At 70.8% G+C, this 26,259-nt stretch carries 24 protein-coding genes; 8 read left to right on the forward strand and 16 right to left on the reverse strand.

Translation table 11 applies throughout. From position 1 onward, the window contains the following. Positions 1–75 precede the first annotated feature (75 nt). Entirely contained in the window at positions 76–1,074 is a 999-nt protein-coding gene (gene ligD / locus AB0I53_RS20095; RefSeq protein WP_358604770.1) for a non-homologous end-joining DNA ligase, read from the forward strand. Positions 1,075–1,080: 6 nt separating this feature from the next. On the opposite strand, the gene AB0I53_RS20100 is transcribed toward ligD, so the two are convergent. Next, positions 1,081–3,666, reverse strand: a complete 2,586-nt coding sequence (locus AB0I53_RS20100; protein WP_358604772.1) for a LuxR C-terminal-related transcriptional regulator — start codon at positions 3,664–3,666, stop codon at positions 1,081–1,083. 155 nt (positions 3,667–3,821) lie between these two features. Between AB0I53_RS20100 and AB0I53_RS20105 the strand changes: the two genes are divergently transcribed. Then, positions 3,822–4,487 carry a triacylglycerol lipase gene (locus tag AB0I53_RS20105; RefSeq protein ID WP_358604774.1) on the forward strand — a complete coding sequence of 222 codons (666 nt, stop codon included), beginning with the start codon at positions 3,822–3,824 and terminating at the stop codon, positions 4,485–4,487. A gap of 72 nt (positions 4,488–4,559) precedes the next feature. On the opposite strand, the gene AB0I53_RS20110 is transcribed toward AB0I53_RS20105, so the two are convergent. Together AB0I53_RS20110 and AB0I53_RS20115 are read right to left on the reverse strand one after the other, a co-directional pair. Beyond that, positions 4,560–4,997 (reverse strand): DUF2871 domain-containing protein, encoded by a 438-nt coding sequence (locus AB0I53_RS20110; protein WP_358604776.1) that lies wholly within the window; start codon positions 4,995–4,997, stop codon positions 4,560–4,562. 196 nt (positions 4,998–5,193) lie between these two features. Beyond that, positions 5,194–6,447 carry a DUF418 domain-containing protein gene (locus AB0I53_RS20115; protein ID WP_358604778.1) on the reverse strand — a complete coding sequence of 418 codons (1,254 nt, stop codon included), beginning with the start codon at positions 6,445–6,447 and terminating at the stop codon, positions 5,194–5,196. A gap of 172 nt (positions 6,448–6,619) precedes the next feature. On the opposite strand from AB0I53_RS20115, the gene AB0I53_RS20120 reads away from it, so the two are divergent. Continuing rightward, positions 6,620–7,831, forward strand: a complete 1,212-nt coding sequence (locus tag AB0I53_RS20120; protein ID WP_358604836.1) for a sensor histidine kinase — start codon at positions 6,620–6,622, stop codon at positions 7,829–7,831. A gap of 16 nt (positions 7,832–7,847) precedes the next feature. Here the strand turns inward: AB0I53_RS20120 and bla are convergent, their stop codons facing one another. From bla to AB0I53_RS20165, 9 genes are all read right to left on the reverse strand, one after another. Then, positions 7,848–8,765 (reverse strand): class A beta-lactamase, encoded by a 918-nt coding sequence (gene bla, locus AB0I53_RS20125; protein ID WP_358604779.1) that lies wholly within the window; start codon positions 8,763–8,765, stop codon positions 7,848–7,850. A 164-nt stretch (positions 8,766–8,929) separates the two neighbouring features. After that, complete coding sequence (locus AB0I53_RS20130) at positions 8,930–9,826, reverse strand: serine hydrolase (protein WP_358604781.1); 897 nt, start codon at positions 9,824–9,826, stop codon at positions 8,930–8,932. Then, positions 9,823–10,707, reverse strand: coding sequence for a LysR family transcriptional regulator (locus tag AB0I53_RS20135; protein WP_358604783.1), 885 nt, complete (start codon positions 10,705–10,707; stop codon positions 9,823–9,825). Before AB0I53_RS20135 ends, AB0I53_RS20130 begins: the two co-directional genes overlap by 4 nt. 125 nt (positions 10,708–10,832) lie before the next feature. Beyond that, on the reverse strand, positions 10,833–11,852 hold the full coding sequence (locus AB0I53_RS20140) for a YdcF family protein (RefSeq protein ID WP_358604785.1): 1,020 nt from the start codon (positions 11,850–11,852) through the stop codon (positions 10,833–10,835). Between the two features lie 369 nt (positions 11,853–12,221). Further along, positions 12,222–12,932: a maleylpyruvate isomerase family mycothiol-dependent enzyme gene (locus AB0I53_RS20145; protein ID WP_358604787.1), complete on the reverse strand. Its 711-nt coding sequence runs from the start codon at positions 12,930–12,932 to the stop codon at positions 12,222–12,224. Then, positions 12,929–13,747, reverse strand: coding sequence for a fumarylacetoacetate hydrolase family protein (locus tag AB0I53_RS20150; RefSeq protein ID WP_358604790.1), 819 nt, complete (start codon positions 13,745–13,747; stop codon positions 12,929–12,931). The genes AB0I53_RS20145 and AB0I53_RS20150 overlap by 4 nt, the downstream gene beginning before the upstream one ends. Next, on the reverse strand, positions 13,744–14,820 hold the full coding sequence (locus AB0I53_RS20155; RefSeq protein ID WP_358604793.1) for a cupin domain-containing protein: 1,077 nt from the start codon (positions 14,818–14,820) through the stop codon (positions 13,744–13,746). Before AB0I53_RS20155 ends, AB0I53_RS20150 begins: the two co-directional genes overlap by 4 nt. Positions 14,821–14,882: 62 nt before the next feature. Continuing rightward, positions 14,883–16,163, reverse strand: a complete 1,281-nt coding sequence (locus AB0I53_RS20160; protein ID WP_358604795.1) for an aromatic acid/H+ symport family MFS transporter — start codon at positions 16,161–16,163, stop codon at positions 14,883–14,885. A gap of 99 nt (positions 16,164–16,262) precedes the next feature. Further along, positions 16,263–17,030 carry an IclR family transcriptional regulator gene (locus tag AB0I53_RS20165; protein ID WP_358604798.1) on the reverse strand — a complete coding sequence of 256 codons (768 nt, stop codon included), beginning with the start codon at positions 17,028–17,030 and terminating at the stop codon, positions 16,263–16,265. Positions 17,031–17,185: 155 nt separating this feature from the next. Here AB0I53_RS20165 and AB0I53_RS20170 point away from each other — a divergent pair, with 155 nt between their 5' ends. After that, positions 17,186–17,500, forward strand: coding sequence for a hypothetical protein (locus AB0I53_RS20170; RefSeq protein WP_358604839.1), 315 nt, complete (start codon positions 17,186–17,188; stop codon positions 17,498–17,500). Here the strand turns inward: AB0I53_RS20170 and AB0I53_RS20175 are convergent. From AB0I53_RS20175 to AB0I53_RS20185, 3 genes are all read right to left on the reverse strand, one after another. Continuing rightward, a complete protein-coding gene (locus AB0I53_RS20175; RefSeq protein WP_358604801.1) occupies positions 17,394–17,648 on the reverse strand; it encodes a hypothetical protein in 255 nt (84 codons plus the stop codon). The two genes, AB0I53_RS20170 and AB0I53_RS20175, sit on opposite strands and share 107 nt — an antisense overlap. A gap of 95 nt (positions 17,649–17,743) precedes the next feature. After that, positions 17,744–19,585 (reverse strand): molecular chaperone DnaK, encoded by a 1,842-nt coding sequence (gene dnaK, locus AB0I53_RS20180; RefSeq protein ID WP_358604804.1) that lies wholly within the window; start codon positions 19,583–19,585, stop codon positions 17,744–17,746. A 132-nt stretch (positions 19,586–19,717) separates the two neighbouring features. Continuing rightward, positions 19,718–20,632, reverse strand: coding sequence for a type II CAAX endopeptidase family protein (locus AB0I53_RS20185; RefSeq protein WP_358604807.1), 915 nt, complete (start codon positions 20,630–20,632; stop codon positions 19,718–19,720). Positions 20,633–20,827: 195 nt separating this feature from the next. On the opposite strand from AB0I53_RS20185, the gene AB0I53_RS20190 reads away from it, so the two are divergent. From AB0I53_RS20190 to AB0I53_RS20200, 3 genes are read left to right on the forward strand one after another with little or no spacing between them, the layout of a single operon-like run. Further along, positions 20,828–22,204, forward strand: coding sequence for a histidine kinase (locus AB0I53_RS20190; RefSeq protein WP_358604810.1), 1,377 nt, complete (start codon positions 20,828–20,830; stop codon positions 22,202–22,204). Between the two features lie 4 nt (positions 22,205–22,208). Then, the gene (locus AB0I53_RS20195) at positions 22,209–22,862 is read left to right on the forward strand and encodes a response regulator transcription factor (protein ID WP_358604813.1); all 654 of its coding nucleotides are present in this window, start codon (positions 22,209–22,211) and stop codon (positions 22,860–22,862) included. A gap of 43 nt (positions 22,863–22,905) precedes the next feature. Continuing rightward, positions 22,906–23,796, forward strand: coding sequence for a DUF2268 domain-containing putative Zn-dependent protease (locus tag AB0I53_RS20200; RefSeq protein ID WP_358604816.1), 891 nt, complete (start codon positions 22,906–22,908; stop codon positions 23,794–23,796). 70 nt (positions 23,797–23,866) lie between these two features. Here AB0I53_RS20200 and AB0I53_RS20205 read toward each other — a convergent pair whose 3' ends face one another. Next, a complete protein-coding gene (locus tag AB0I53_RS20205) occupies positions 23,867–24,970 on the reverse strand; it encodes a nucleotide disphospho-sugar-binding domain-containing protein (protein WP_358604819.1) in 1,104 nt (367 codons plus the stop codon). A 167-nt stretch (positions 24,971–25,137) separates the two neighbouring features. Here AB0I53_RS20205 and AB0I53_RS20210 point away from each other — a divergent pair, with 167 nt between their 5' ends. Continuing rightward, positions 25,138–26,106 (forward strand): hypothetical protein, encoded by a 969-nt coding sequence (locus AB0I53_RS20210; RefSeq protein WP_358604822.1) that lies wholly within the window; start codon positions 25,138–25,140, stop codon positions 26,104–26,106. Positions 26,107–26,259: the final 153 nt, after the last annotated feature.

Genomic DNA, 26,259 nt, shown 5'->3' on the forward strand with positions numbered 1-26,259 from the left:
GCGCGTCGAACATCCCTGTGACCGGGCCTGCGACGACCTACGCTTGTGCGGGACCGAACGGGTGGAGGGTTGGCGATGGGTGAGGGCGTCACGTTGGACGTCGGGGGTACCGAGGTTTCGGTTTCGCATCCCGACAAGGTCTTCTTCAGCCGGCGCGGCGAGACGAAGCTCGACCTGGTCCGCTACTACCAGGCCGTCGCCGGCCCGCTGCTGGGCACGTTGCAGGGGCGGCCGCTGCTGCTGGAGCGGTATCCGGACGGGGCTGGCGGCAAGTCCTTCTTCCAGAAGCGGGTGCCGAAGTCCGCGCCGCCCTGGTTGCAGACCACCGTCGTCGCCACTCCCAACGGCACCACCAGCGACGCGCTCGTCGCCGCCGACCTGGCGCACATCGTCTGGGCCGTGAACCTGGGCTGCCTCGGGTTCCACGTCTGGCCGTACCACGCCGACACGCCGGAGATCGCCGACGAGCTGCGCATCGACCTCGACCCGTCGCCCGGCGTGCGGTATCCGCAGGTGATGGAGGCCGCCGTGGCGACCCGGGAGCTGCTCGCCGCGGACGGCATCGCCGCGCACGTGAAGACCTCGGGATCTCGGGGCCTGCACATCTACGCTTCGCTGCAACCGCGTTGGAACAGCTACGAGGTGCGGGCCGCCGCGGTCGCGCTGGCCCGCGAACTGGAGCGCCGCCACCCCGAGCTCATCACCGCGAAGTGGTGGAAGGAGGAGCGGGGCGCCCGGGTTTTCGTCGACTTCAACCAGAACGCCCCGCACAAGACGGTTTTCGGCGCGTGGTGCGTGCGGCCCAAGGTGGGGGCGCAGGTTTCGACTCCGATCGGCTGGGACGAGCTCGAATCGGTCGATCCCGACGAGCTCACCATCGCGACCGTGCCGGGCCGGGTAGCGGAGCTCGGTGATCCGTGGGCCGACCGGCAGCCGCAGTCGATCGAGCCGCTGCTCGAACGGTCCCGGCAGGACATGGCCGCCGGGCTGCAGGACGCGCCGTGGCCGCCGGTCTACCCGAAGCAGCCCAACGAGCCGCCCCGCGTCGCGCCGAGCCGCGCCAAGAAGTCCTGACCGGCCTCATCGCACGAGCTTCGCGAGCTCGACCCGGGAGCGGACGCCGAGCTTGGCGAAGATGTTGCGCAGGTGGTGGTCGACGGTGCGGTGGCTGATGTAGAGCCGCTGGGCGATCTCGCGGTTCGTCGCGCCGTCGGCCACCAGCCGGCAGATCTCGGACTGCTGCGGCGTGAGCTCGCCGCCGCGCGCCGGGGCGGTTCGCGGGGCGCCGGCCCCGGCGGCGCGCAACTCGGCACCGGCCTGCTCCGCCCAGCTGTCGACGCCGAACTCGCGGAAGATCGCGCACGCCTCGCTCAGCAGTTCCCGCGCCAACCGGGGCTTGCGCCTGCGACGCAGCCGTTTCGCGTACAGCAGTTCCGTCCTGGCCAGCTCCACCGCCGACCCGCTGCTGCGGTGCAGCTCGATCGCCGCGTGGAAGCGTTCGTCGGCATCGGATTCGCGCTCGGCGAGCAGCGCGTGGCAGCGGTGCGAGAGCGCCATCCTGGCCTGGCTGCCTGTGGTGCCGACCCAGTCGTCGAAGGCCTGCAGGGATCGCCGGGCTCGCGCGCCTTCGCCGCAGTCCGCGGCCGACTCCACCAGGTGCGGCACGGCCAGCACGCGCACCACCGGGTTGACGCGCCCCGAGCCCGGTGCCGTCGAGCGCAGGCGGCGGACCGCGTCGGCCGGGCGGCCGGAGGCCAGTTCGGCGCAGCCCATCGCCCACGTGCCGAACGCGCCCGGGCGCCCCAGGCCGCGGGTGGCCACGCCGCTGCCGAAGGCTCCCGCCAGGCGGCCCCACGCGGTTTCCCGGTCGCCGCGCAGCGCCGCCACCAGGGCGAGCAGCGCCAGGTGGTCGATGGCGATGTTGCGCTGATCGGTCGCCCGGGCCATGCGCAAGCCTTCGAGCGCGCTGGTTTCCGCATCGGCGTAGCGGTCGAGCAGCAGCGCCGATAGCGCCAGGTACACGAATGCCCACGGCAGCTGCGCGATCTCGCCGCGTTCCCGAGCCGCGACCACGGCGCGCTGAGCCAGGTCGTGCGCGCGCAGCGGCTCGCCCAGCGCGAAAGCGGCCTGGCTAGCGAGGATTCGCGGCAGCGAGCCGGTTCCCTCGTCGACCAGCCGCAGCACGTTCCGCAGCGCCGGGACCGCTGTTGCGTGCCGTCCCTGGAACAACGCGGCCATCCCCCGCACGTGGTCGAGGAGCAGCGTCGTCGCGGGGCCGTCGTGCAGGCTGCGCAGTTGCTCGGTTTCTTTGGCGACGGCGAAGAAGCGCTCGTAGTCGCCGGTCACGCAGTTCGCCTCGCCGGCCAGCACCAGCGCGGTCACCGCCAGCTCCCGGTCCGTGCCGATCAGCCGGGCCGCCGCACCGCGCAGGTCGTGGTGCGCCGCCGCGGGCATGCCGTCCCGCAACTCCAACTCTCCCGACACCAGGCCCGCCAACCCGCGCGACCGGGACGAGCCGATCATCGGCCGTGCCCGGCAGACCAGCGTCCGCGCCCGTAGCGATCCGCCGGCTAGCAGAGAATCCCGACCGGCTGCTAGCAGCAGCTGCGCCTTCCGCTCCGGCTCCGCCGTCAACTCGGCGGACTTCGCAGCGGCTGCCGCGGCTGCCGCGTGCCGCCCGGCTCGCCGGGCCGACTCGGCGATTTCCTGCAACCGCACGGGCAAATCGCCCGTGGCCTGGTCGCCGGCCTTCAGCCTGTGCCAGGCGGCCGCCACTTCGTCGTCGGCGATCAGCGCGAGCCGCCGGTGCGCGTCCCGCAGCAGGGCTGCCGGGGCGTCGGCCCGCAGGCAGGCTCGCGCGAACTCGCTGGGCACCCGCACCCGGTCGCCGTCCACCACGACCAATCCGGCCCGGATGGCTTCGTCGATGTCGCCGCAGATCTCGGCGGCCAGGTCTTCGTCGGCGGCCAGCACCAGCGCCGCCAACTGCTTCGCCCGCTCGGACAATTCGCCGAACCTGCTCCTCAACTGGTTGCGGAAGCGGCTGGTGCGCGGCAGCACCGACGGCACGGGGGCCAGCCCGGCGCATTGCTCGGCGGACAGCGCGTCCGCGGCTTCCAGCAGTGCCAGCGGATTTCCTGCGGCGCGCAGCACGATCTCGGAAACCACGGCGGGATTCAGAGCCGGACCGAAGCGGTCGGCGAGCAACCGGCGGCACGCGTCGTCGTCGAGCGCGTCGACGTGGAGCTGCTCGACCCCGGCGAGCTGACCGTTGGCGGTCGCCCGGTCGGCCGCGAAGACCAGCAAAACCCGTCCGGTCTCCGCCCGGCGAGCCCAGAACGCCAATGCGGCCAACGATTCCGGGTCCAGGTCGGCGATGTCGTCCACGCAGCACAACAGCGGCTCGGCGGTGCGCCGCCCGGCGCTGCGCAGCAGGCGATCCAGCGCCGCGAACGGGATTTCCCGCTCCGCTCGGACCCCGCTGACATGCGCGATCCGGAAGCCGGAAGCAGTACTGCGGGCGTGTTCCAGCAGCGCGGACTTGCCGATCCCGTCCGCGCCCGCGATCACGAGCGCGCCACCGTCGCGTTGTGCCAGCAAGCGGCGCAAGGCGGCGGTTTCCCGCTCGCGGCCCCGCAACTCCGGTGCGGCTGGGCTGTCCGGCATGACGACAGTGTGCAGGCGCGACCGCGCGCGGGGAACACGCCCAACGTCGTAACCGGGCGAACCGGCGCGCGGGACTGGTGATTTCGCCGATGCCCGCGCGGCCGAGCCCCGGCGAAGCTGTGCGCCGTCAGTTCCCGCTCAACGAGGAGGATCGCATGCGTCGACTGATCGGTGTTCTACTGGCATGCCTGGCGTTCTGCGCCGTCGGACCGCCGCTCGTCGCGAACGCGGCGGGCTCGCACCCCGTCGTCTTCGTCCACGGCTACACCGGGAGCGCGTCCAACTGGGCGCCAGCGCTCACCCACTTCCGCGCCAACGGTTACGACTCGTCTCAGCTCCACACCTTCGAATACGACTGGAGCCAGTCCAACGAGCGCAGCGCGGCGGAACTCGACGCGTTCGTCGACCAGGTGCGCGCCGAGACCGGCGCCGACCAGGTCGACATCGTCAACCACTCGATGGGCGGGCTGGTGACCCGCTGGTACCTGAAGGAGCTCGACGGTCACGCCGAGGTGGCGCACTGGGCGTCGCTGGCCGGCGCGAACCACGGCACCACCGCCGCGAACGCCTGCCTGGTCAACGCCTCGTGCCGGGAGATGCTGCCCGGATCGGACTTCGAGCAGCGCCTCAACTCCGGCGACGAAACGCCGGGCTCCACGGCCTACGCGACCTGGTACTCGCCGTGCGACGGCGTGATCCTGCCCTACACCAGCACGGCCGTCGAAGGCGCCGCCAACAACGTGGTCGCCTGCCAGACGCACATCGGGTTCCTGTCCGACACCAGCGTGCTCGACACGGTGATCGGCTTCTTCGAATCCTGATGGGCCGGCGGGTGCCGCGCATGCTCGGCACCCGCCAATCCAACTAATGGCCACAGTGGACGATCGTGACCGTCACCGGATCGCTTCGGAACGCTGCTCGGGTTTCTCCGTTCCGGGCAAGGCCTTTCGCAGCGACAGGAACAGGTGGATCAGGCCGAGCGTGATCAGGATGTGGCCGAGCCCGGCGATCCCGGAGATCGCGGCGGAGCTCTCCTCGCCCAGCACGGTCAGCGTGCCGTGCACGAGCATCATCGCGGCGGTGAGGGCGAGCCCGGAGTTGTAGAACCAGAAGAACAATGTGAACAGCTTGTTCCCGGACAGTGCGAAGGCCTTGTCCAGCGCCAGCACCAGCAGGAAGAACAGCATGCCCAGCGCGAGCAGGTGGGTGTGCAGCACGGAGAGCTGGGTGTCGCCGGTGAAGTCCAGCGCCTTGGTGAACTCGCGGTAGTACAGCCCCGCGGCCAGCCCGAGGACCATGTAGGCCAGTGCAGCCCAGTACAGCTTCTTCATCGCCGATGCGCTTCCTTCCAACCGAGGCGTTCCGCCGACATCCAATGTGACCGAGGCGGCCGCCCGGCACATCGCACCGCGGGATGGCCGACCGGAACCGAAGGGCGCACCGCGAAATCAACCGTTCGACCGATGCGCGGGTAGGCGCCTGCCGCACCGGGTTCGCTCCCGGCGGGCAGGCGTCGTTCCGCACCGGTCAGCGGACGACCGCGGCGGCGGCTCGGACCGACATCCAGTGCAGGACGCGTTCCAGCGGGCCGCGGCCGAGGAATGGCCGCCACAGTCCGCAGAACAGCATCGAGACCAGTGCGAAGCCGATCAGCGGCAGCCACGGGTACGCCATGATGACCGGCGGCGCGGTGTCCATCAGGATCTTCAGCGCCACCGCCTGCACCGTGTAGACGGTCAGCGCCAAGGCGCCGACAGCCGTCAGCGGCGCGAGCACCGTGCTCAGCCGGTCACCGATGAACAGGCAGAGCGCGAGGACAGCCAGCGCGGCGCCGGTGGAGCCCACGATCTCGAATGTCGTGCCGGAATGCGGCGCGGCCAGTAGCAGCGTCGCCGGATTGCCGGCGGGCACCGTCCCGAAGTGCGACATCTGCAGGAGCTCCATCGGGGTCTTCCCGAGCTCGACCGCCATCGGGCTCAGCGCGTCCAGCAGCGGCGAAAGTGCTTTGATGCCACCGAAGACGTTCAGCGCGAGCCACGATCCGCCGTACCCGACGACCGCCAAGCCGGCGCCCGTCACCAGCAATCGCAACCGAACGGCCGTCGTGCGCAGATCGAGCCGCCCGACCGCGATGCCGACGAACACGAACGGCATCCAGGTCAGCACCGGGTACGCGCCGTCGAGCAGCAGCCGCAACAACCCGGCCCCGGCGTCCGGCAGCGAAGCCAGGTCGCTGAAGGACAACGCGCCGCCCGCCGTTTCCGCGCTGCCGACCGCGCCGCGGATGAGGAACGAGACCTGCGGAGCGACGAGCGCCCACATCCCGGCGAGCACCGCGAGCGCCGTGGGACGCAGCCGCAGCACCGGCAGGGCGAGCACGAAGTAGATCGCGTAGAAGGACAGGATCACCATGATCGGGGTGCCGAGCTGGGTCAGCGCCATGCCGAGCACGAACAGGATCGCCGCCCGAACCGCGATCCGGACGCGATCCCGTCGCAGCAGCGCGCCCTCGTGCGGGTCGCTACCACCGGTGAGCAGGGCGAGCGACACGCCGGCCAGCGTGGCGAACAGGATCGAGGCGTGCCCGTTCCCGAGCACCGCCAGCACCTGCGCGGCGGTGCCCGCCCGCAGATCCAGCATCGCCGGCCCGATGTGCGCGACGAACATGCCCAGCACCGCCAATGCGCGGGCCAGGTCGACCCCGCTCAGGCGTGCGGGGCGCGGTCGCGGATCGGGTATCTCGACGGCGTCGGGCGTTCGGCTTTCGTTCGCGTGGAGCATGGATCAAAGCTATGGCGGGCGATCCTGCGCGGACATCGCCCGCGAGTCCCATTCGGTGATCATTCCCGGATCGCAGAAATTCCCACGCCGCAGCGCGGGTGTCATACCTGAGTAGTACGACCGCAGGCCAATTCGGTCGGCGCGTCGTTCCCATACGCTAGGTGCCGTGGCAATGCGGAGTCTGATCGCCAACTTCCCCGGCAAGCTCGACCCGGACGAGGAGCCGTACTTCCTCGGCACGCGGCCGACCTGGCTCGCGCGAGTACCCCGGTGGGTGATCCTCGCCGTCATCAGCGGATTCGTCTTCTTCCTCTCGGCGTGGTCCACCATCTTGAACAACCCGGCCCGCGACTTGGAGATGTGGTGGCAGCTGGCGTGGGCGCTGGTGGGCTCGCTCGCCCTGCTCGCCATGCGGCGGTTCCCGGTCACTGTCGCCTTGTTCGCTGTGGCCGTGCATCTCGCGACGCCGTTCTTCTTCGGCGATTTCGTCGCGCAGTACGCGCTGGGCGCCTACGGCCGGAAGCGCTGGCAGATCTGGGGCACCGCGGCGGTGAGCATCGTCGCGTCGCGGGCCTTCCTGCGCGAGGTCGCCACGTTCGACAGCATCGGCAACTTCGCCACGCTGGTGGTCATGATGTCGCTGCTCAATCTGTTCCCGCTGGTCGTCGGGCTCTACATGGCCGGTCGTCGCGCGCGGCTGGCCCACTGGGTGGAGCGCGCCGAGCGGGCCGAGCGGGAGCAGGCCCTCATCGCCGAGCAGACCCGCGCCGAGGAACGCGCCCGCATCGCCCGCGAGATGCACGATTCCATCGCGCACCAGGTGAGCCTGGTCGTGGTGCACGCCGGCGCGCTGGAACTGCTGGCCGAACGCGATCCCGCGAAGGCGGCCCAGGCGGCCGCGACCATCCAGGAGGTCGGTCGCGGCGCGCTGAACGAGCTCCGGCAGATGATCGGCGTGCTGCGCTCGGATCCCGACGATCGGCGGCCCGAGCCGCCCCAACCCACCTTGCGGGACGTCGAGGCGCTCGTTTCCGCCTCCAGCGACGCCGGCCTGGCCGCCGAGCTTCGCATCGACGGCGACCGCCAGCGGCTGCCCGACCACATCGAGCGCGCCGCGTACCGGGTCATCCAGGAGGCGCTGACGAACGTGCACAAGCACGCGGGCGGTTCCCGCGCCTCGGTCGCGCTCGCCTACCGGCCCGAGAACCTGGAGATCTCGGTGCGCAACAGCCGCCCCGCCGAGGACTTCCGGCGCAGCCTGCCCAGCGGCGGGCAGGGCCTGATCGGGCTCGCCGAACGCGTGCAGCTGGCCGGCGGCGACATCGACTCGGGTCCGCTGCCCGACGGCGGTTTCCAGGTGACCGCAACGCTTCCCGCCAGCTGACGCTCGTCCACAGTGGTCAGCCGAGTGCCTCGGCGACGACGCGCGCGGTGTCGGCGTGCAGCCCGTTGTCGACCTCGTCGTCCTTCCGCGGCCGGGTGGTCAGCACCGCGATGACGATCGCCTGGCCGCGATCGGTCCAGGTCACGGCCACGTCGTTGCCCGAGGCGTAGTCGCCGGTGCCGGTCTTGTCGCCGGTGCGCCAGGTCGGCGGCAGGCCCGCGCGGATGCGCGCGGCGCCGGTGGTGTTGGTGAACAGCCATCCGGTCAGCCGGTCGCGCTCGGGCGCGCCGAGGGCGTTGCCCACCGCCAGCGCCCGGTAGCCCGCGGCGATTCCGGCCGGGGTGGTGGTGTCGCGCTCGTCGCCGGGGATCGCCGTGTTGAGATCCGTTTCCCAGCGGTCCAGGCGGGTGCTGCCGTCGCCGATCTCGCGCGCGAACGCGGTGATCGCGGGCGGGCCGCCGAGCTCGGCGAGCAGCAGGTTGCCCGCGGTGTTGTCGCTGCGGGTGATCGCCGCGGCGCAGAGCTCGTTGACCATCATGCCGATGCCCGCGTTGGGGCCGGTGATCGGCGAGTTCGCCACCAGGTCGGCCTCGGTGTAGTGGATCACCTTGTCGAAGTAGCCGCCGGCCAGGCCGTGCCGGTGCAGCAGGGCGCCGGCCGCGTAGGTCTTGAACGTCGAACACATCGCGAACCGCTCGTCGGCGCGGTGCCCCAGGGAACGTCCGGTGTGGACGTTGACCGCGAACAGCCCGAGCCGGGCGTCGTAGCGGCGTTCCAGGTCGGCGAAGACCGGGGTGTACTTGCCCGTGAGGTCCGGCCCCGCGTTGCTCGGTGCCGCCACTACGCCGCTCGAACCGCACGCGGCCACCGCCGGGGCGGCCAGCAACGCGCCCAGGATCGTTCGACGTCCAACACGGGTTTTGTGGTGCTGCAAGGAGATTCTCCAATCGGGTGGGGCCGCATCTCGGCCTGCCGCCAATCAAGCAGCCCGCGGCCGATAGCGCCAATCCGTTCCCGGCCCGCGCCCGATAGCGGATCGATATGGTCGCAGCTGCCGGGCGGCGCTCAGGCTCGCCCGACCCGCGAAAAAAAGTTCGCTCACAACCGGCCGGAGCGCAGGTCCGTGACCGCTATCCGGGCGCATTCCGCGATGGCCGCGTCGACTCCGGGCAGCGCGGCGTCGGCGCGGGCCGCGAGCGTGAACACCGCCACCGCGACCGGTGTTTCGCCGTCGAACTCCACCACCGACACCTCGTTGCGCACCGCGCCGATCGTGCCGGTCTTGCCCGCGACCCGAACCCCGCTGTACGGGAACCCGGCCCGGATGCGGTGCTGCCACGCCTGGTTCCCCAGCAACCGCCGGATGAACTCGCACTGCCGCGGCGACGCGACCGCGTCGGCCCAGATGAGTTCGAGCAGCCGGGTCATCTCGCGCGGCGTGGTGGCGCTGGCGTACGACGGGTCGTAGGCGCTCACCGTGCGAGCGGCGTCGTTGTCGCTGAGCAGCGCGAACGCCTCGGCCGCGGTGGTCGTGCCGGTGTCGCGGATCAGCGCGGCGTGCGAGTCGGCCGTGCCGCCGACCACGCGGGTGCGGGAAAGCCCCAGGTCGGCGAGGGTGTCGGCGAGCGCATCGAGCCCCACCTCGCCGAGGATCAGGTCCGCCGCCGCGTTGTCGGAGACGGCGATCATCGACGCCGCCAGGTCGCGCCAGGAAACCGTGACCGGGTCCTGGAACGCCGACATCCCGGTGGGTCCGGGCGTGCAGGACGCGGGATCGATCCGCACCCTGGTGCGCGGGTCGAGCGCACCGGCGTCGAATGCGCGGCACAACGCCACGAGCAGCGGCAGCTTGTAGACCGACGCGGTGACGACGAGCTCGTCCCCGCCGACGTCGATCTCCCGCTCCGACGAGGAGTTCAGCGGCTTCGCGTGCACCCAGCCTTCGGCACCGGCGTCGGCCAGCACCTCGCGGATGCGGCGCTCGACCGGGCTCACCGCGGCCTCGCCGGTTGCAGCGCGGCCTCGACCGCCGCGAGCACGTCGTCCGGCGGCGCGGGTTCCTGCCAGACCAGCCGCACCCGCAGCGCGAGGTCATCCCCCGGTGTCGGCAACCGGGTCACGCCGGAGACCTCCAGCGATGGGTCGGTGGTGAGGGCGAAGGCGCGCCCGGCGGCGACTGCGGTCAACGCGTCGCGATCACCCGCCGCAGGCAGGAAGTCCGGATCGAGCCCCTTGATCCGCAGCGTGTCCACGAGCAGGTCGAACGCTGCCGTCCCGTGACTGCGCGGCGCGGTCGCGCAGGCCAGGCCGGCCAGCGAGCGCAGCGACTGCTTGCGGCGCGCCGCCGGGTGGTCGGCGGGCACCAGCAGCGAACGCGGGATCTTCCGGATCGGCCCGGCCTGCAGCGCGCCGATCAGCGCCGGGTGGTGCACCACCGCGCAGTCGAGCCGGCCGGCGGTGACGGCGTCGACCAGGTCGACCGTCGACGCCGTCGTGATGATCACGGTTCGCGCCGCTGGATCGGGCGCGGCGGCCCGCACCGCCGCCGTCAGGGCCGCGACCTGCCGGTCGCTGAGCGCCGCGACGACGCCGACGCGCACCGCTCCGCGGTTCTCCCGCTGGCGGCGCGCTTCCTCCTCGAACTGCTCCGCGCCGTCGAGCAGGGCACGTGCCCTGGGCAGCAGCTCGGCCCCGGCGGTGGTCAGCCCCACTCCGCGAGAACCCCTGGTCAGCAGGGTGACGCCGAGCCTGGTCTCCAGCCGCTGCACGCCCTGCGACAGCGGCGGCTGCGTCATCCCGAGCCGGTCCGCGGCGTGTCCGAAATGGCCCTCTTCAGCCACGGCGACGAAGAATCGGAGATGACGCAACAGATCCACGCCCTGATCCAAACAGATCCCGGAGCCGGCGCTCACCGGGCCGGTGCAGCGGGCTCCGGGCTCCCGAGCGGCGTTCGGGCATCGGGTGCCGGCCTCGTGCTCAGACCGGCTGTCCTCTCAGCGCATCAGAGCGCGGGCAGCACGTCCGTGATGATCAGGAACGCGCAGATGCAGGAGTTCACGATCTTGTGCGAAAGGAAGACCGCCACGAACTCGCGGATCGTCGCGCTCGGCCAGAAGTAGCGCGCCGTCGGCGAACCGATCACCTGGCCGTTGACCTTCTCCTTGCGCGTGATGGTTGCGGCGCGCATGACGTGGTAGTTGTTCGTCACCACCACGCACCGGTGCTTCGGCCGGTGCTGCTGCATGATCGCCTTGCTGAACCGCAGGTTCTCCTCGGTGCTGCGCGACTGGTCCTCGACCAGGATCCGGTCCTCGGGCACGCCCTTGTCGATGAGGTAGTCGGCCATCGCGCGCGCCTCGGGCAGGTCCTCGCCCGGTCCTTGACCGCCGGAGGTCACCAGCTTCGGATCGCGGCCCTTCGCGCGCTCGGCGTCGAACGCGGCTCGACCGCGGTCGAGCCGGCTGGCGAGCAGCGGCGGCACGCGCGAGCCGATCAGGCCGGAACCGAGCACCACGATGAAGTCGACGGCGCGGCGGGGCCGGATCCGGCCGTAGACGAAGGAGTAGAGCAGGAAGCACACGAACAGCAGGGAAACGTAGGAGACCACGGCGCCCACCGCGCCCATGGTCACCTGCAGCGGCTTCCACTGGAGGCTATTGGCGAGCGCCCGCAATCCGAAGAGGGCGAAAATCCCGACGCCCGCTGCCAGCGACAGCAGGTTCGCCGGGCGCCTGCCCTCGCGGCGCATCATCGTCACGCCGTTCATGATCAGGAAGATCGCGAGGACGACGATGGCCAGCGGGACGAGGAGCAGCATCGTCACGAGCACGATCTCGGCGGCGACCAACGACTTCGAAGCGAGCACCATCATCAACGCGCCCGCCAGGAACAGCAGCGCGAAGAACAGGTAGACGCCGTTGCTCACCTTTCGGCGGTCGAAGGCGAAACTCACCAAGAACACTGCGAAGAGGAGAGCCGCCGGCACGAAGAAGAGCGCGGCGGGAACGTAATCGTCGAGCACGGTGGGAAGCGTAACCGATCGTGGTTTGGACCGCGGCCGGCGCGTTTCCGCAGGCGCCCGGGGCCGTGAGTACTTTGGGCTGCTATAGAGGCTGTTTTGGATGTGGTGGTGTGGGGTCGTGGCAGGGCGGCTTGTGCCTTCAAAGCGGTGAAGCGAACGGCCTGTTCACCTCGCCTATCGGGACGAACGGGCCGTTCACCCCACATCAGCTGGTGCCCGCCGACGTTGGATGGATGAAGCGAACGGACCATTCACCTCACCTATCGAGGCGAACAGGTCGTTCACTCCACACCAGCCAACGAGGATGCACCACTGCGCAAACGAGCTCTCAAACAGCCGCTATAGCGACACAAAGTACTCACGAGCGTTCTAGAGCCAGCGACCGATTTCCGGGAGTTCTCCCCCGTCTGCCTTGAGATCACGGCAGCCTCGGCCGGACAGCCAGCGGGCGAGGTCCACAGTGGAGCCTCGCACCACGTGCGGGGCTTCGCCGTCGATGTCGACCCGGTACTCGGCCTCACGGTCGTCCGGGCGGAGCAGCAGCGCCGGGCCTTGGGCCTTGCGCTGCCAGAGTCCGGTGATGTCGGCCAGCAGGGCGTCGAGGAAGTCCGGCGGGAAGTCCGCGAAGCTACCGCCGTTGCCGAGGTCGACCGCGTGGATCCACACCTCGCGGGCCCGCATCCACGGCGTTTCGGCCGCCGGGACCAGACGTCCCTGCGCCGTGCGGACCTCGGCTGCCCAGCGGCCCTCGGGCAGGTCGCGCCAGCTGACGTCGAGGTGCACCGCGGCGTGCTCGGCCAGCGCCCGCAGGGCGGAAACGCTGAGCGTGGCGCCTTCCTCGATCTCCTCGGCGCGCGCTGCGGGCGAGGAGTACATCGGGTTCTCCACGCCGGTGGCGGCCCAGTCGACCAGCCGCGCGATCGCGCCCGCGTTGTAGCCGACGTGGGCCACCAGGTGCCGCCTGCTCCAGCCCGCCAGCCCGGTGGGCGCGTCGAACTCCGCGTCCGGGAGCTCGTTGAGCTTGCGGGCGAAGTACGCGCTGCCGTGCCGCGCCCACCGCAGCCGCCGTTCCAGGTTCACGAGGGATCCTTGGCGATGTTGACCAGCTCGCCGAGCCCGTCGATGCGGGTGACCAGCTTGCTGCCCGCCGTCAGGTAGCGCGGCGGCTTGCGGGCGTGCCCGACGCCGCCGGGAGTGCCGGTGGCGATCACGTCGCCCGGGTTGAGCGTGATGATCTCGGAGATGTAGGACACCAGCTGCACCGGGCCGAACACCAGGTCCTTCACGTTGGACTGCTGCATGACCTCGCCGTCGACCTCGGTGACGATCTCCGCATCCAGCGCGAACTCGTCCGGCGTCACCAGGTACGGGCCGAACGGTGTGGTGGCCTCGAACGTCTTGCCCTGCAACCACTGCTTGGTCCGGTACTGGTAGTCGCGCACCGTGACGTCGTTGAGCACCGCGTAGCCCGCGATCGCCGCCTCCGCCGCCGCGTGGTCGACGCCCCGCACCCGCGAGCCCACGACCACGGCGAGCTCGGCCTCCCAGTCGATCGCCGAGGACACCTTCGGCAGCTCGATGTCGTCGCCCGCGCCGATCAGCGCCTCCGGGTACTTCGCGAACAGCGTCGGGTACTCCGGCAGCTCGCGGCCCATCTCCAGGATGTGGTTGCGGTAGTTCAGCCCGACGCACACGATCTTGCCGGGTGCGGGCACCACCGGCGCGAGGTCCACATCGGACAGCCGGTGGCGGGCACCGTCGGCGGCCGCGGCGGCCTGCCATCCGTCCTGCCGCAGCAGGGCGCCGACGTCGGACGCTGCGAGCGCCACCGCCTCGTCGCCTTCGACACGGGCAGCGGCGGTGGTGCCGCCGAGGCGCAGCGTGGCCAGCTTCATCGTTGGCCTTCCTCAACGAACACGCGGGACTGGTTGAGCCGCTCGAAGATCGGCTGGTCGGAGAAGCGGAACAGGTCGAATCCGTCGTCGGAGCGCAGCGACCACTTCGCCCAGGACGGCACCACGAACATGTCCCCGGTCGACACGCGGTGCTCCGCGCCGTCGAGCACCACTTCCCCGTCGCCTTCGAACACCTGCCACACCGAGGAGCCGACCTCGCGGCGTGGGCGCGTCCACGCCCCGGCGCGCAGCCGGTGGAACTCGGCGCGGATCGTCGACATCACGTCGCCGCCGGTCGTCGGGTTGCTGTAGCGGACCGCCGCGTGGCCCGGCTCGACGGTGGCCGGGTGGCCCTCGTCCTCCAGCGCGAGCTGCTCGCGCAGGGCGGCGTCGGTGTGCTCCCAGCGGTACGCCGCCATCGGCGAGTTCGGCAGGTCGTCCAGGCCGGACAGCGGCCGCAGGCCGGGATGCGCCCAGAGCCGCTCGGAGCGGGAGGTGCGCGGCGTCGCCGGATCGGTGACCTGCTCGGAGCCGAACTCGAAGAACGCCGAGTCGGTGTACTGCACGAACGGGATGTCCAGGCCGTCGATCCAGGCCATCGGCCGGTCGGTCTCGTTGTGGTGGCCGTGGAAGTTCCAGCCCGGGGTGAGCAGGAAGTCGCCGCGGCGCATCGCCACCGGGTCGCCGTTGACCACGGTCCACACGCCCTCGCCCTCGACCACGAAGCGGAAGGCGTTCTGGCTGTGCCGGTGCTCCGGTGCCACCTCCTTCGGGCCGAGGTACTGGATCGCCGCCCACAGCGTCGGCGTCGCGTGCGGCACGCCGCCCAGGCCGGGGTTGGCCAGCGCGATCGCCCGGCGCTCGCCGCCGCGGCCCACCGGCACCAGGTCGCCCGCGCGCTGCGCCAGCGGGTACAGCGTCGACCAGCGCCACACGTGCGGCACGGCCTTCGGGGTCGGCTGCATCGGCATGAGGTCGTCGCGCTGGGTCCACAGCGGGTTCAGGTTCTCCGCCGCGAAGTCGGCGTAGAGCTGCGCCAGCGCGGCTTCCTGTTGCGTGTCAAGCGAAGTCATCACGTTCTCCCCTCGAATACCGGTCATGCTCCCGGACGGTTCTCCTCAGCAGAACCGCCGCGTCACCGCTCCGCAGTGGTCTGGCGCGTGGGGCGCGGGCATAGCCACAGCACGACGCCCGCGACGCCGGCCGCCACCGCGAAGGCGAGGAAGTTCGACCCGACGCCGAGCTCGGCGGCCAGCAGCAGGCCGCCCACCTGCGGCGCGGCGACGGCACCGATGCGGCCGACGCCGAGTGCCCAGCCCAGGGCCGTGCCGCGCAGCCGCGCCGGGTAGTGGTTCGCGATCGCCGCGATGACCAGGCACTGCGTGCCGTGCGTGCCGACGCCGGCCAGCACCAGCAGGCCGTAGGTGACCGCGCTCGGCGGATGCGCCAGCAGCCCGGTCAGGCCCAGCGCCGCGACCACCGCCGCCACCACGCCGGTGCGCATCGGGCCGAACCGGTCGCCCGCCCAGGCGGTGACCAGCGAGCCGACGACGGCGCCCAGGTTCAGCGCCAGCAGGAAGCTCAACGACGAGCCGAGGTTGAACCCGGACTGCCGCATCAGCTGCGGCAGCCAGGTGCCCAGGCCGAACCAGGCGAACAGGATCGCCACCGTGGCCAGGGCGAACAGCGCGGTGGCGGCGGCGTAGGACGCCGAGAACAGCCCCGGCCCGCCGGCCTCGTCGGCCGATTCGTCCACAGTGGAGCCGAACTTGCGCTCCACCTCGACGGCGCGCTCGAAGGCGCCGCGGGCCCGGTGGTACGCCGCGGTCTCCGGCAGGAACCGCCAGGCCAGCGGCAGCACCACGACCAGGCAGATCGCCGCGACGCCGAACATGCTCGGCCAACCCCACGCCGGGATCATCCAGATCCCCAGCACGGCCGCCGCGCTCCCGCCGATCGGCACGCCGGACATCATCAGCGTCGAAACCATGGCCCGCCGGTTGCGCGGGACGAACTCGGCGGCCATCGCGTTGGCCGACGGCACCAGCCCGCCGAGGCCGAGCCCCGCGAGGAAGCGGAACGCGCCGAAGGAAGCGGGACCCCAAGCCACCGCGCAGAGCACGGTGAACACCGAGAACCACGCGGTGCACAGCAGCACGGCACGGCGTCGGCCGATGCGGTCCGACAGCACCCCGGCGACCAGCGCGCCCACTAGCATCCCGGCGAACGCCAGGCTGCCCAGCAGGCCGGCCACGCCGGGCGTCAGGCCCCAGCCGGGCTGGTGCAGCAGCTCCGGCAGCACGGTGCCGTAGACGATCAGGTCATAGCCGTCGAAGACCACGATGATCCAGCAGAGGGCGACCACGAGGAACGTTGCCCGACCGGATCGGACCGGGCGCACTTCGGTGTGCGACATGCGGCACACGCTAGCGATCGAGTTCCGCCACGGCGACCGTCATTCTGCTATCCGGAATCGAACGGCTCGGGGTCGCGCTCATCCGCATGGGCGCATCGGTCACAGGACCGGCAATGCCTTCAGGTCGATCTCCGCACGCGCCACCGCGGCGCGAATCTCCCGCACCAGCAACGGGATTCGCTTCGGGGCGAAGCGCGCCGAAGGGGCCGCGATCGACAGGGCCCCGACGGGCTCGCCCGAGCCGTCGTGCACGCACATGCCGACCGCCGCCACTCCGTCCTCGGTGCGTTCGCGGTTGATGGCGTAGCCGGTCTCGCGGGTCGCCTTGAGCTCGCGCAGCAGCGTCTTCCACTCCCGCTCCGAGAACTGCCGGTCCGGCTCGCCCGGCCGGTAGAGCTGCTCCAGCTGGGCGCGCTCCAGCTCCGCCAGCAGCGCCTTCCCGCCCGACGACAGGTGCGCGGGCAGGATGGTGCCTCGCCGGTCGCCGACGTGCAGGACCTGCGTCGACTCGACGCTGGCGAGGAACCGCGTCTGGGTGCCCACCCGGACCATCAGGTTCACCGTCTCCTGCACCCGCTCGCACAGCGCGTCCATGTGCGGGTAGAGCGTCTTGCGCAGCTGCTGGTTCGGATGGCCGGCCACCTGGTTCGCGGCCAGCGCCGGGCCCGGCACGTAGGTGCGCCGGTCGTCCTGGATCGCGAAGTCCCGGTACACCAGCATCGACAGCAGGCGGTGCGCGGTGGAGCGGGCGATGCCGAGCTCCTCGGCCGCCTCGCTGACCCGCAGGCCGCCCTGGTCGCGCAGCATCTGCAGGAGCAGCAGCGCGTTGTCGACCGACGTCAGCGCGTAGGTCGGTTTGTTCTTCATACCGGAATTCTATTCTTCTCCATCGAACATCGCTCTAGCGTCGGAACCGTGGCGGGACGTCCGTTCAGCGCAGAAGGGAAGGCACGCTGAGCAGCACTCGGGCACCGGAGGCCGACGGACACGACGTCATCGTCGTCGGTGGCGGCATCGGCGGGCTGGCCGCCGCGCTCGCCCTGCGCCTGCAGGGACGATCGGTGCGGCTGCTGGAGCGAGCAGCCGAGTTCGGCGAGGTCGGCGCGGGCCTCCAGCTGGCGCCCAACGCCACCCGGATCCTCCGCGAATGGGGCGTGCTGGACTGGGTTCTCGCCGCCGGTGTCGAGCCGCAGCGCATCGTGCTGCGCGACGAGGTCAGCGGCGACGAGCTCACCCACCTCGACCTCGGCGAGGAGTGTCGCGCAGCGCGGAGTTCAGGCCGTCGACGCCGAGCACGATCTCGCTGCCGAACGCGGAACCGTCGGCGCAGTACGTGAAAGCGCCGTCGTCGGTGCTCTCGAACGCCGGGCTGCGGAACACCGCGACCTGGTTGACCATCTGCCGCTGCCGCAGGGCGTACTGCACCAGGTGGCAGGTCGGCCCGACCCAGGCCACCACCTCGTCCAGGTTCACCCCGGCGGGCATGACTACATCCACATCGACTGACTCTACGGAGCGCGAGCCCAGGCCCGTGCGTACTTTCTGTCGCTATAGCAGCAAAAAGTACGCACAGCTCCGGATCACTCCTTCTTCTTATCGTCCTCGTCGATGATCTCGGCGTCGACCACGTCCTCCTCCGCCTGCTTCGCCTCGCCGTCTCCGGCGGCGTCGGCCGTGGCCTGCTGGCGGCCGTACATGGCCTGGCCGATGGCCTGCGACGTCGCCGCGAGGTGGTCGACCGCCGTGCGGATCTTGTCGACGTCGTCGCCCTTGAGCGCCTCGTTGACGCCCTTGATCGCGTCCTGCACCTGCGTCCGGGTGTCGGCCGGGATCTTGTCGGCGTTGTCGGTGAGCACCTTCTCCGTCTGGTAGACCAGCGTTTCCGCCTGGTTGCGGGTCTCGGCCTCGTCGCGGCGCTTGCGGTCCTCCTCGGCGTGCGCCTCGGCGTCCTTGACCATCCGGTCGATGTCGTCCTTCGGTAGCGCGGAGCCACCGCTGATCTTGATGGACTGCTGCCGGCCGGTGCCGAGGTCCTTGGCGTTGACGTGCACGATGCCGTTGGCGTCGATGTCGAAGGTGACCTCGATCTGCGGCAGCCCGCGCGGCGCCGGCGGCAGGCCGGTGAGCTCGAACATGCCGAGCTTCTTGTTGTGCGCGGCCATTTCCCGCTCGCCCTGGAAGACCTGGATCATCACCGACGGCTGGTTGTCCTCGGCGGTGGTGAAGGTCTCCGAGCGCTTGGTCGGGATCGTGGTGTTGCGCTCGATCAGCTTGGTCATGATGCCGCCCTTGGTCTCGATGCCAAGCGACAGCGGCGTGACATCGAGCAGCAGGACGTCCTTGACCTCACCGCGCAGCACGCCGGCCTGCAGGGCGGCGCCGACGGCGACGACCTCGTCCGGGTTGACGCCCTTGTTCGGCTCCTTGCCGCCGGTGAGCTCGCGGACCAGGTCGGTCACGGCGGGCATCCGCGTCGCCCCGCCCACCAGCACCACGTGGTTGATGTCGCCGACCTTGATCCCGGCGTCGCGGATCGCGTTGTTGAACGGCTTGCGGCAGCGCTCCAGCAGGTCCGAGGTGATGCGCTCGAACTCGGCGCGGGAGAGCGTCTCGTCCAGGAACAGCGGGTTCTTGTCCGCGTCGACCGTGATGTAGGGCAGGTTGATGCTGGTCTGCGAGGAGCTGGAGAGCTCGATCTTGGCCTTCTCGGCGGCTTCCTTGATCCGCTGCATGGCCATCCGGTCCTTGTTCAGGTCGATGCCCGACGAGGCCCGGAACCGGTCCACCAGCCACTCCACGACCCGCTCGTCCCAGTCGTCACCGCCGAGGTGGGTGTCGCCCGAGGTGGCCTTGACCTCGACCAGCCCCTCGCCCACCTCCAGCAGCGAGACGTCGAAGGTGCCGCCACCGAGGTCGAACACCAGGATGGTCTGCTCCTTCTCGCCCCTCTCCAGGCCGTAGGCCAGCGCCGCCGCAGTGGGCTCGTTGATGATCCGCAGCACGTTGAGGCCGGCGATCTGGCCGGCCTCCTTGGTCGTCTGCCGCTGCGAGTCGTCGAAGTACGCGGGCACCGTCACCACCGCGTCGGTGACGTCCTCGCCCAGGTAGGACTCCGCGTCCCGCTTGAGCTTCATCAACACGCGGGCGCTGATCTCCTGCGGCGTGTAGGACTTGTCGTCGATCCGCACCGACCAGTCGGTGCCCATGTGCCGCTTGACCGACCGGATGGTGCGGTCCACGTTGGTGACCGCCTGGTTCTTCGCCGGCTGCCCCACCAGCAGTTCGCCGTTCTTCGCGAAGGCCACGACCGACGCCGTGGTCCGGGACCCCTCGGAGTTGGCGATCACCGTCGGCTCGCCGCCCTCCAGCACGGCCACCACCGAGTTCGTCGTCCCCAGGTCGATTCCAACCGCGCGCCCCATCACGCCCTCCCCTCCGACCCGCCGACGGGCGAGTCCTGCGAGGCCGACACCCTCAGTATGGGAACCCCCCACGACCGCGTCCACCTGGGCCGGTGGCCCGGGCGATAACGTTGTCGCCCGGGCCCGGCTTCCTCAGGCCGCCGCCGGGGAGCTGAGGGCGGCGATCCCGAGGCGGCGGGCGCGGCGGTCGATCCACCACGTGTAGGCCACGGTCAGGACCGTGGTCGGCAGGACGTCCCACAGCGAGTAGCTGCCGCTCTGGTCGAGGCTGGGCACGCCCTGGGTTCCGGCGATCACGGCGAAGGTGGCGTTGTTCGCCACGTGCAGCGCGATCGCCGCCTCCAGCCCGCCGGTGCGGATGGTCAGCCAGCACATGGCCATCGCGAAGACGAAGAGGTCGGCGATCACCAGCGGTTCGGTGTAGTCGTGCAGCACGACGAACAGCGCCGAGCTGGCCACCGCCCCCGGCCACGGCGTGCGGGTCCAGGAGGCGAAGGTCTGCACCAGCCAGCCCCGGCACAGGTACTCCTCGGCGGCGGCCTGCAACGGCACGAGGGTCACGGCGATCGCGAGCACCACCAGGAACGTCGGCCAGCCCGGCCACGACGCCGCGTCCCAGCCCTGGCCCCGGGCGAGGTCGATGGCGGCGATGAGGACGAAGCCGAGCACCGCCCATCCCCCGCAGTGCAGCAGCCACCGCCAGCGCAGTCGTCCCTCCACACTGGACACCGTGCCGACCGGGCGGCGCTGCGCCCACCGCGCCGTCAGCAGCACGGCGGGCAGGAAGACGGCGATGGTGGCGAAGCCGAACGCGAATTCCCACAGCGGGGCGGAGAAGCCCAGCTCGGCGTCCAGGCCGATGCCCACCAGCACCGCGAGGCCCATGCCGACGGCCGCGATCACCACCAGGAACACCACCGCGAGCGCGGCCAGCAGCAGGATCCCCACCAGCGGCCGCCACCAGCGGTGCGCCGCCGTGCGCGCGAGCAGGTGGTACGGCGTGCCTTGGGCATCGACGGCCGCGACCGATTCCCGCTGAAGACTCATGTCGGTCCTACCTTCTAGGTGATTCGTCGCGTTGGAGCCTAGGGAGCCCGCCATCGCCGAAGCGCGTGCCGCCCGTCCAGAGCTCATGGCCGATCGGCCATGATGTGCGGGCCGGTCGGCACTGCCCGGCGGGCCGGGTGCCGGCCGAGAATGGGCCAGGTCAACGGCCGATCTTCCGAGGTGAGGTATTCGCGGGTGTCTCCGCTGGTTGAACGGGTGCGATCCGCGGTCGCCCGCGATGTGCGAGCCGTGCGGGCGGCGCCGCGTCACGTGGTGGCCGGCGAGCTGGTGGCCTTCCTCGTGGTGCTGGGCATCGGGTTCGTGCCGAGCCCGGCATCGCTGCTGCCGTCGAGCCATCTCGCCGTCACCGCCGCGACGGCGTGCTGGGCGGCGCTGCTGGTTCCGGCCCGCCGGCGGTGGCCGGTCGCGACGCTGCTGGCCACGGCCCCGGTGTTCGCCAGCGACAACATCTGGGCGGTGGCGACGCTGCCCTTCGTCACGTTCTCGGTGGCGCGGCGCATCACGCCCGCCCGGCGCCGGTGGCTGGCGGTGCTGGCGACCGCCGTCGTCGACTTCCTGCTCACCGTTGTGCACGAGTGGAACGAGCCGGGCGGCCTCGGTGAAACCCTCGCCGGTTACGCGCTGACCGTCGCCTTCCTGCTGCTGCTCCCGGCGCTGTCCGGAAGCCTTCTGGGGCAACGCCAGCCGCTCGTCCGGCTTCTCCGGGAACGCAACGAGTACCTGGAACGGGCGCAAGCACTCACCGCCGAGAAGGCTCGCCTGAAGGAACGCGCGCACATCGCCACCGAGATGCACGACATGCTCGGACACCGGCTCAGCCTGATCTCGATGCACGCCGGGGCGCTGGAGATCACCGCAGCCAAGGACGCGCCCCGGTTCAGCGGCCAGGCCGAGCTGCTGCGCACCACTACCGCAACGGCGCTGGCCGAGCTGCGCGAGATCCTGGGAGTTCTCCACGACGCCGAGGGCGCGCCGCCCGAAACCGTCGGCGAGCACAGCGGAACCCGCGCCGACATCACCGATCTCGTGACCGAATCCCGCCGCGCCGGCATCGACGTCGAGCTGGTGTGGTCCGGCGCGGACGTCGACGACGCCGATGTGCGGGCCCGCCACGCCGTGCACCGCGTGGTGCGGGAAGGGCTGACCAACGTGCACAAGCACGCCCCCACCGCGCCCGCCAGGGTCGAGGTCGCCCACGAGGCAGGCCGCATCCGGGTGCGCGTGATCAACAGCGCCGTGCACGGCGAACAACGCCCCTCGGGCACCCGGCACGGGCTCGTCGGCCTGGAGGAACGGATCGATCTGCTCCGCGGCACGTTCGCCGCCGGCTCCACGCCCGAGGGCGGCTTCCAGATCTCGGCCGATCTCGCCGCGCACCCGGCAGTGCCCGCGCCGCCCGCCAACCGCCCGGTGCCGGAAGTACGGGAGCCGCTCGACGCCGAGGTGCTCACGCTGCCCCGAGCGGTGGGCGCCGGGTGCCTGGGATTGCTGGCGGTCGTCCCGGTCGCCACCGGCTTGATCACGTTGATCGTCCTGCTGGCCATAGAATGATCAGGTGATCCGGACCCTCATCGCCGACGACGAAACTCTCATGCGAGCGGGTATCCGCCTCATCCTGGAGAACGCCGAAGACGTCGAGGTCGTGGCCGAGGCGGCGGACGGGCGCGCCGCCGTCCGCGCGTGCCGCGAGCAGGAGGTCGACGTCGCCCTGCTGGACGTGCACATGCCCGGCGGCGACGGGCTCACCGCGGTCGCCGACATCGCCCGCGAATCACCGCGCACCAACGTTGCCATGCTCACGGCGTTCGGCAACGACCACAACGTCGCCCAGGCGCTCCGGGCGGGAGCCGTCGGATTCCTGCTCAAGGACACCGGGCCGAACGAACTCATCCGGGCCGTGCGGGTGGCCGCGACCGGCGAATCGATCCTGGCGCCGCAGATCACCCGCCGGCTCATCGAACGCCACCTGCTCTCCGGCGACGGCGGCGCGGAGGCGGCCAAGCGCCGGATCGACCAGCTCACCGACACCGAACGAGACGTGCTCCGGCTGGTCTCGGCGGGACTGTCGAACGCGGAGATCGCCCAACGCCTGCACATGGGCACGGGCACGGCGAAGGCGCACATCAGCCGGATCCTCACCAAACTCGACTGCGCCAACCGAGTCCAAGCCGCGATCCTGGCCCACGACGCCGGCCTCCAACCCGGCTGACGGTTTGACTCTCCAGCGACTGGAGACCTTACGGTCCCGGGTCATGAAGATCGTTGTTCACGACACGGCGTCCGCCATGGTCGACCTCCTCCGGCGACCGCCAGCGGAGCGGCCCGATGCCCTACGGGAAATTTACAGCCCTCTCGAGCCCGCGATGGCCGTGATGGGGGATGTGGATCTGGTCCAGATGCACCAGATGATGGGCAGTGGTTTCCGGCTCGACCACGACGACCCGCGATACCTGCCCGCCCTGCGCCAGATGCAGGAAGCGAAGGTGTGGAGCCGTATCGAGGAATCCCTCGCCGCCGCGTGGGAGCGGATCAGCGATGCGGCGCCCGGCATCGATCACGCCGACACCGTGCATGTCGTCCTGATACTCGGCAATCCCGACGACGAGCACCTGATGGAGCGCAGTGCCGGATACTTCGGCCAGGGCGGGTTCCCGGGTGCGATCCAGCTGGTCATGTGGCCCACCGAGACGAGCCTGGCGAAGATCGACTACGCCGCCGCGCACGAACTGCACCACAACGTGCGCTACGCGAATGTCGTCTGGAACCCGGCGACCGTCACGGTCGGGGAACACGTCATCGCCGAGGGGCTGGCCGAGGCGTTCGTGCGGGAGCTGGCCGGCGAGCAGGCGATGGGCCCGTGGTCCCAGGCGCTGACCGGCGCGGAACTGGACGACGCGTACCAGAAGATCACGGCCGCCATCGACGTGGCCGGGATGCAGAACCTGTCCCCGTACGTCTTCGGCGATGCCACGGCCAAGTACCTGGGACAGCAGCCGGTGGGGCTACCGGACATGGCTGGCTACGCGGCAGGACTGCGGATCGCCGACGCGCATCTGAAGGCCTCCGGCCTAACGGCGGCTGAGAGCACGGCCCTCTCGGCCCGCGAGGTACTCACCAACGCAGGCGTCCCAACCAACGCCTGACCGCGCCGGCTCCGCCTACGGCCCGTGTGTACTTTGTGCTGCTATAGCGACACAAAGTACACACGGGTCACTACGGCAGGCTTTCCAGGTGGGGAACCAGATCTGCCGGGGATGGCATGGCCTTCATCTCCTCGCGGACCTCGGCTGCCGCCGCCGTCATGGCTTCGTCGGTGATCAGGCGGGTCAGGTCGGCTGCCGTGATCCGCTTCGCCGGAACCGCGAGCCCCGCTCCCCGCGTAGCAACCTGTTCCGCGTTGAACTTCCGGTCGCCCGGGCCGGGCGTGACCAGCTGCGGGAGGCCCGCCGCGAAGGCCCCGAAGACACTGCCCGCTCCGCCGTGGTGCACCACCGCCGCGCACGTCGGAAGGATCGCGTTGATCGGAACCCAGTCGACCGTGCGGACGTTCTCCGGCATGGCGCGGCTCGCTGTCTTGGCGTCCGGGCGCACCAGCACGATCTCCGCGTCGACTTCCGCAGCTGCGGCGACGACGGCCGGCATCGGGCTCGCTCCCGGGCCGTTGACCGTGCTGCGACTGACCAGGATTCGGGGCCGCTCGGGCTTTTCCGCCAACCAGTCCGGCACCTCACCATCGCCGCTGAACGGCTCGCACCGCATCGGCAGGCCGTCGCGGGCGCCGACGACGCTCGGCGGCGCGATGGTCAAAGTCGCCGCGGCAGGCGGCAGAGCCGACACACCATGACGAGCCAACGGCGCGGCCATCCTGGTGGCACCGAACACTTCCGGGCCGTCGAACAGCGTGTTCTCGTGCAGCACCGCGGGAATGCCCCGCTTCGCCGCGGCCAACGCCCCAGCTGCCGCGAGAGGCTCGTGGATGACGAGATCCGGCTTCCACCGGTCGGCGAGCGCCACGACCCCGTCCGCCATCTCGTCGTTCACCGCGCCGAAAAGCCGGGACACGGTGCGGATCCCGCCGTTCCCGGCGAGTTCGGCTCGGGCCAGCAGCGGGTGCCGCAGCATGATCCGCCGGGCGATCCGGTCGAACTCGAAGCCCGGCGCGACGTCCTCGATCCCGATCCCGTTGTTCCGGGCCGACAGCGCGTCCGCGCCCGAGGCCGCCAACACGTCGTGGCCCGCGTCTCGCAGGGCCTGCGCCAGCGGCAGCAGCGGCAGCAGGTGCCCGAGCAACGGGGCCGAAACGACAAGTATCCGCATGCCAGGACCGTACTCGACCCGTGCGTACTTTCTGCTGCTATAGCGACACAAAGTACACACGGGCCATCCAGCCAGGCCAGACCGGATCGGACGCATTTCCGGGTGTATCGACCACCCGAAGTGCTGACGGGCGAATCTGTGCGGGCGGCTCGCTCCTCTATGCGGGTGTGCCTATTCAAATCCGAGAGACCGACCAAGCCGACTGGCAGTCGCTGTACCGCGGGCAGCATGCCGTCTTCACGTGCAAGCAGCTGCGACAGTTCGGCATCAGCTACCCCACGGTCCGGGCGAACATCGAGGCCCGGCGCTGGCAACGCGTCCATCGCGGGGTGATCGCCCTGTTCAGCGGCCCGCTCCCGCGCGAAGCGCGGCTCGCCGCCGCACTCCTCTACGCCGACCTTCCGGCCGCGCTCAGCCACCGCACCGCCGCGCAGGAATGGGGCTGGCTGCCCGCCGATGACGAACCCATCCACGTGACCGTTCCGTTCGGGACTTCAGCCGAACCGCAGGAAGGCGTTGTGGTGCACCGCAGTCGCGCCTTCCGGCACATCGTCGTGTCCCACGACCCGCCGCGTACGTCACGTGCCGACACCGTTATCGACCTGGCCACCGCCGAACCCGACGAGGCGGCGGCCGAGCGCACTCTGTTGACGGTCGCCTCCGCGAACCGGGTCACGGCGGACGAGATCCGCGCCCGGCTGGCGGCAAGACCGGCCTACCGCTACGCCGCGGCCCTTGATCGAGCGGTTCGGCTGCTCGCCGAAGGGCTCACGTCGATGCTGGAGGCTCGCTACTTCCTGGACGTCGAGCAGGCGCACGGCATTCCTCGCGCCCGACGCCAGGTGCCCGTCCACGCGTTCGGCCGCAGGCTCCTCGAGGACTGCAGCTACGACGGTATCGGCGTGCCGCTGATCGTCCGGTTGGACGGGCGCGCGTACCACAGCGACGCCGAAACCGCGTTCCGCGACCGGCGGCGGGACAACGCAGCCGAGCTCAGCGGAACAGCTCGGCTCGTGTACGGCTGGCAGGACGTCGACCGCACCCCGTGCTCGGTGGCGCGCGAGGTCGTAGCGATGCTTCGGCGAGAGGGGTGGCAAGGGCCGACCAGAAGGTGCCGGAGGTGCCTGGGCCCGTGAGTACTTTCTGCTGCTATAGAGGCTGTTTCCGAACTTGCTCTGCGTAGCGGTGCGGGTAGCGGAACCTCAGGCGCCTTCTCGCTGTGGGATCCCCGACATCATGAATGCCAATTCACCACGTCGGGGTTGTCCTCGCGAGAAGACACCTGAGAA

The organism is Saccharopolyspora sp. NPDC050389 (assembly GCF_040655595.1).
Classification (GTDB): domain Bacteria; phylum Actinomycetota; class Actinomycetes; order Mycobacteriales; family Pseudonocardiaceae; genus Saccharopolyspora.

Excerpts from the sequence above, each read along its gene's own strand:
- AB0I53_RS20115 (WP_358604778.1), bottom strand. The coding sequence starts at position 6,447 with ATGCTCCACGCGAACGAAAGCCGAACGCCCGACGCCGTCGAGATACCC.
- dnaK (WP_358604804.1), bottom strand. The coding sequence starts at position 19,585 with ATGGGGCGCGCGGTTGGAATCGACCTGGGGACGACGAACTCGGTGGTG.
- AB0I53_RS20150 (WP_358604790.1), bottom strand. The coding sequence starts at position 13,747 with ATGAAGCTGGCCACGCTGCGCCTCGGCGGCACCACCGCCGCTGCCCGT.
- AB0I53_RS20205 (WP_358604819.1), bottom strand. The coding sequence starts at position 24,970 with ATGCGGATACTTGTCGTTTCGGCCCCGTTGCTCGGGCACCTGCTGCCG.
- AB0I53_RS20185 (WP_358604807.1), bottom strand. The coding sequence starts at position 20,632 with ATGAGTCTTCAGCGGGAATCGGTCGCGGCCGTCGATGCCCAAGGCACG.
- AB0I53_RS20110 (WP_358604776.1), bottom strand. The coding sequence starts at position 4,997 with ATGAAGAAGCTGTACTGGGCTGCACTGGCCTACATGGTCCTCGGGCTG.
- AB0I53_RS20155 (WP_358604793.1), bottom strand. The coding sequence starts at position 14,820 with ATGACTTCGCTTGACACGCAACAGGAAGCCGCGCTGGCGCAGCTCTAC.
- AB0I53_RS20105 (WP_358604774.1), top strand. The coding sequence starts at position 3,822 with ATGCGTCGACTGATCGGTGTTCTACTGGCATGCCTGGCGTTCTGCGCC.
- AB0I53_RS20100 (WP_358604772.1), bottom strand. The coding sequence starts at position 3,666 with ATGCCGGACAGCCCAGCCGCACCGGAGTTGCGGGGCCGCGAGCGGGAA.
- AB0I53_RS20165 (WP_358604798.1), bottom strand. The coding sequence starts at position 17,030 with ATGAAGAACAAACCGACCTACGCGCTGACGTCGGTCGACAACGCGCTG.
- AB0I53_RS20175 (WP_358604801.1), bottom strand. The coding sequence starts at position 17,648 with ATGCCCGCCGGGGTGAACCTGGACGAGGTGGTGGCCTGGGTCGGGCCG.
- ligD (WP_358604770.1), top strand. The coding sequence starts at position 76 with ATGGGTGAGGGCGTCACGTTGGACGTCGGGGGTACCGAGGTTTCGGTT.
- AB0I53_RS20120 (WP_358604836.1), top strand. The coding sequence starts at position 6,620 with ATGCGGAGTCTGATCGCCAACTTCCCCGGCAAGCTCGACCCGGACGAG.
- AB0I53_RS20200 (WP_358604816.1), top strand. The coding sequence starts at position 22,906 with ATGAAGATCGTTGTTCACGACACGGCGTCCGCCATGGTCGACCTCCTC.
- AB0I53_RS20160 (WP_358604795.1), bottom strand. The coding sequence starts at position 16,163 with ATGTCGCACACCGAAGTGCGCCCGGTCCGATCCGGTCGGGCAACGTTC.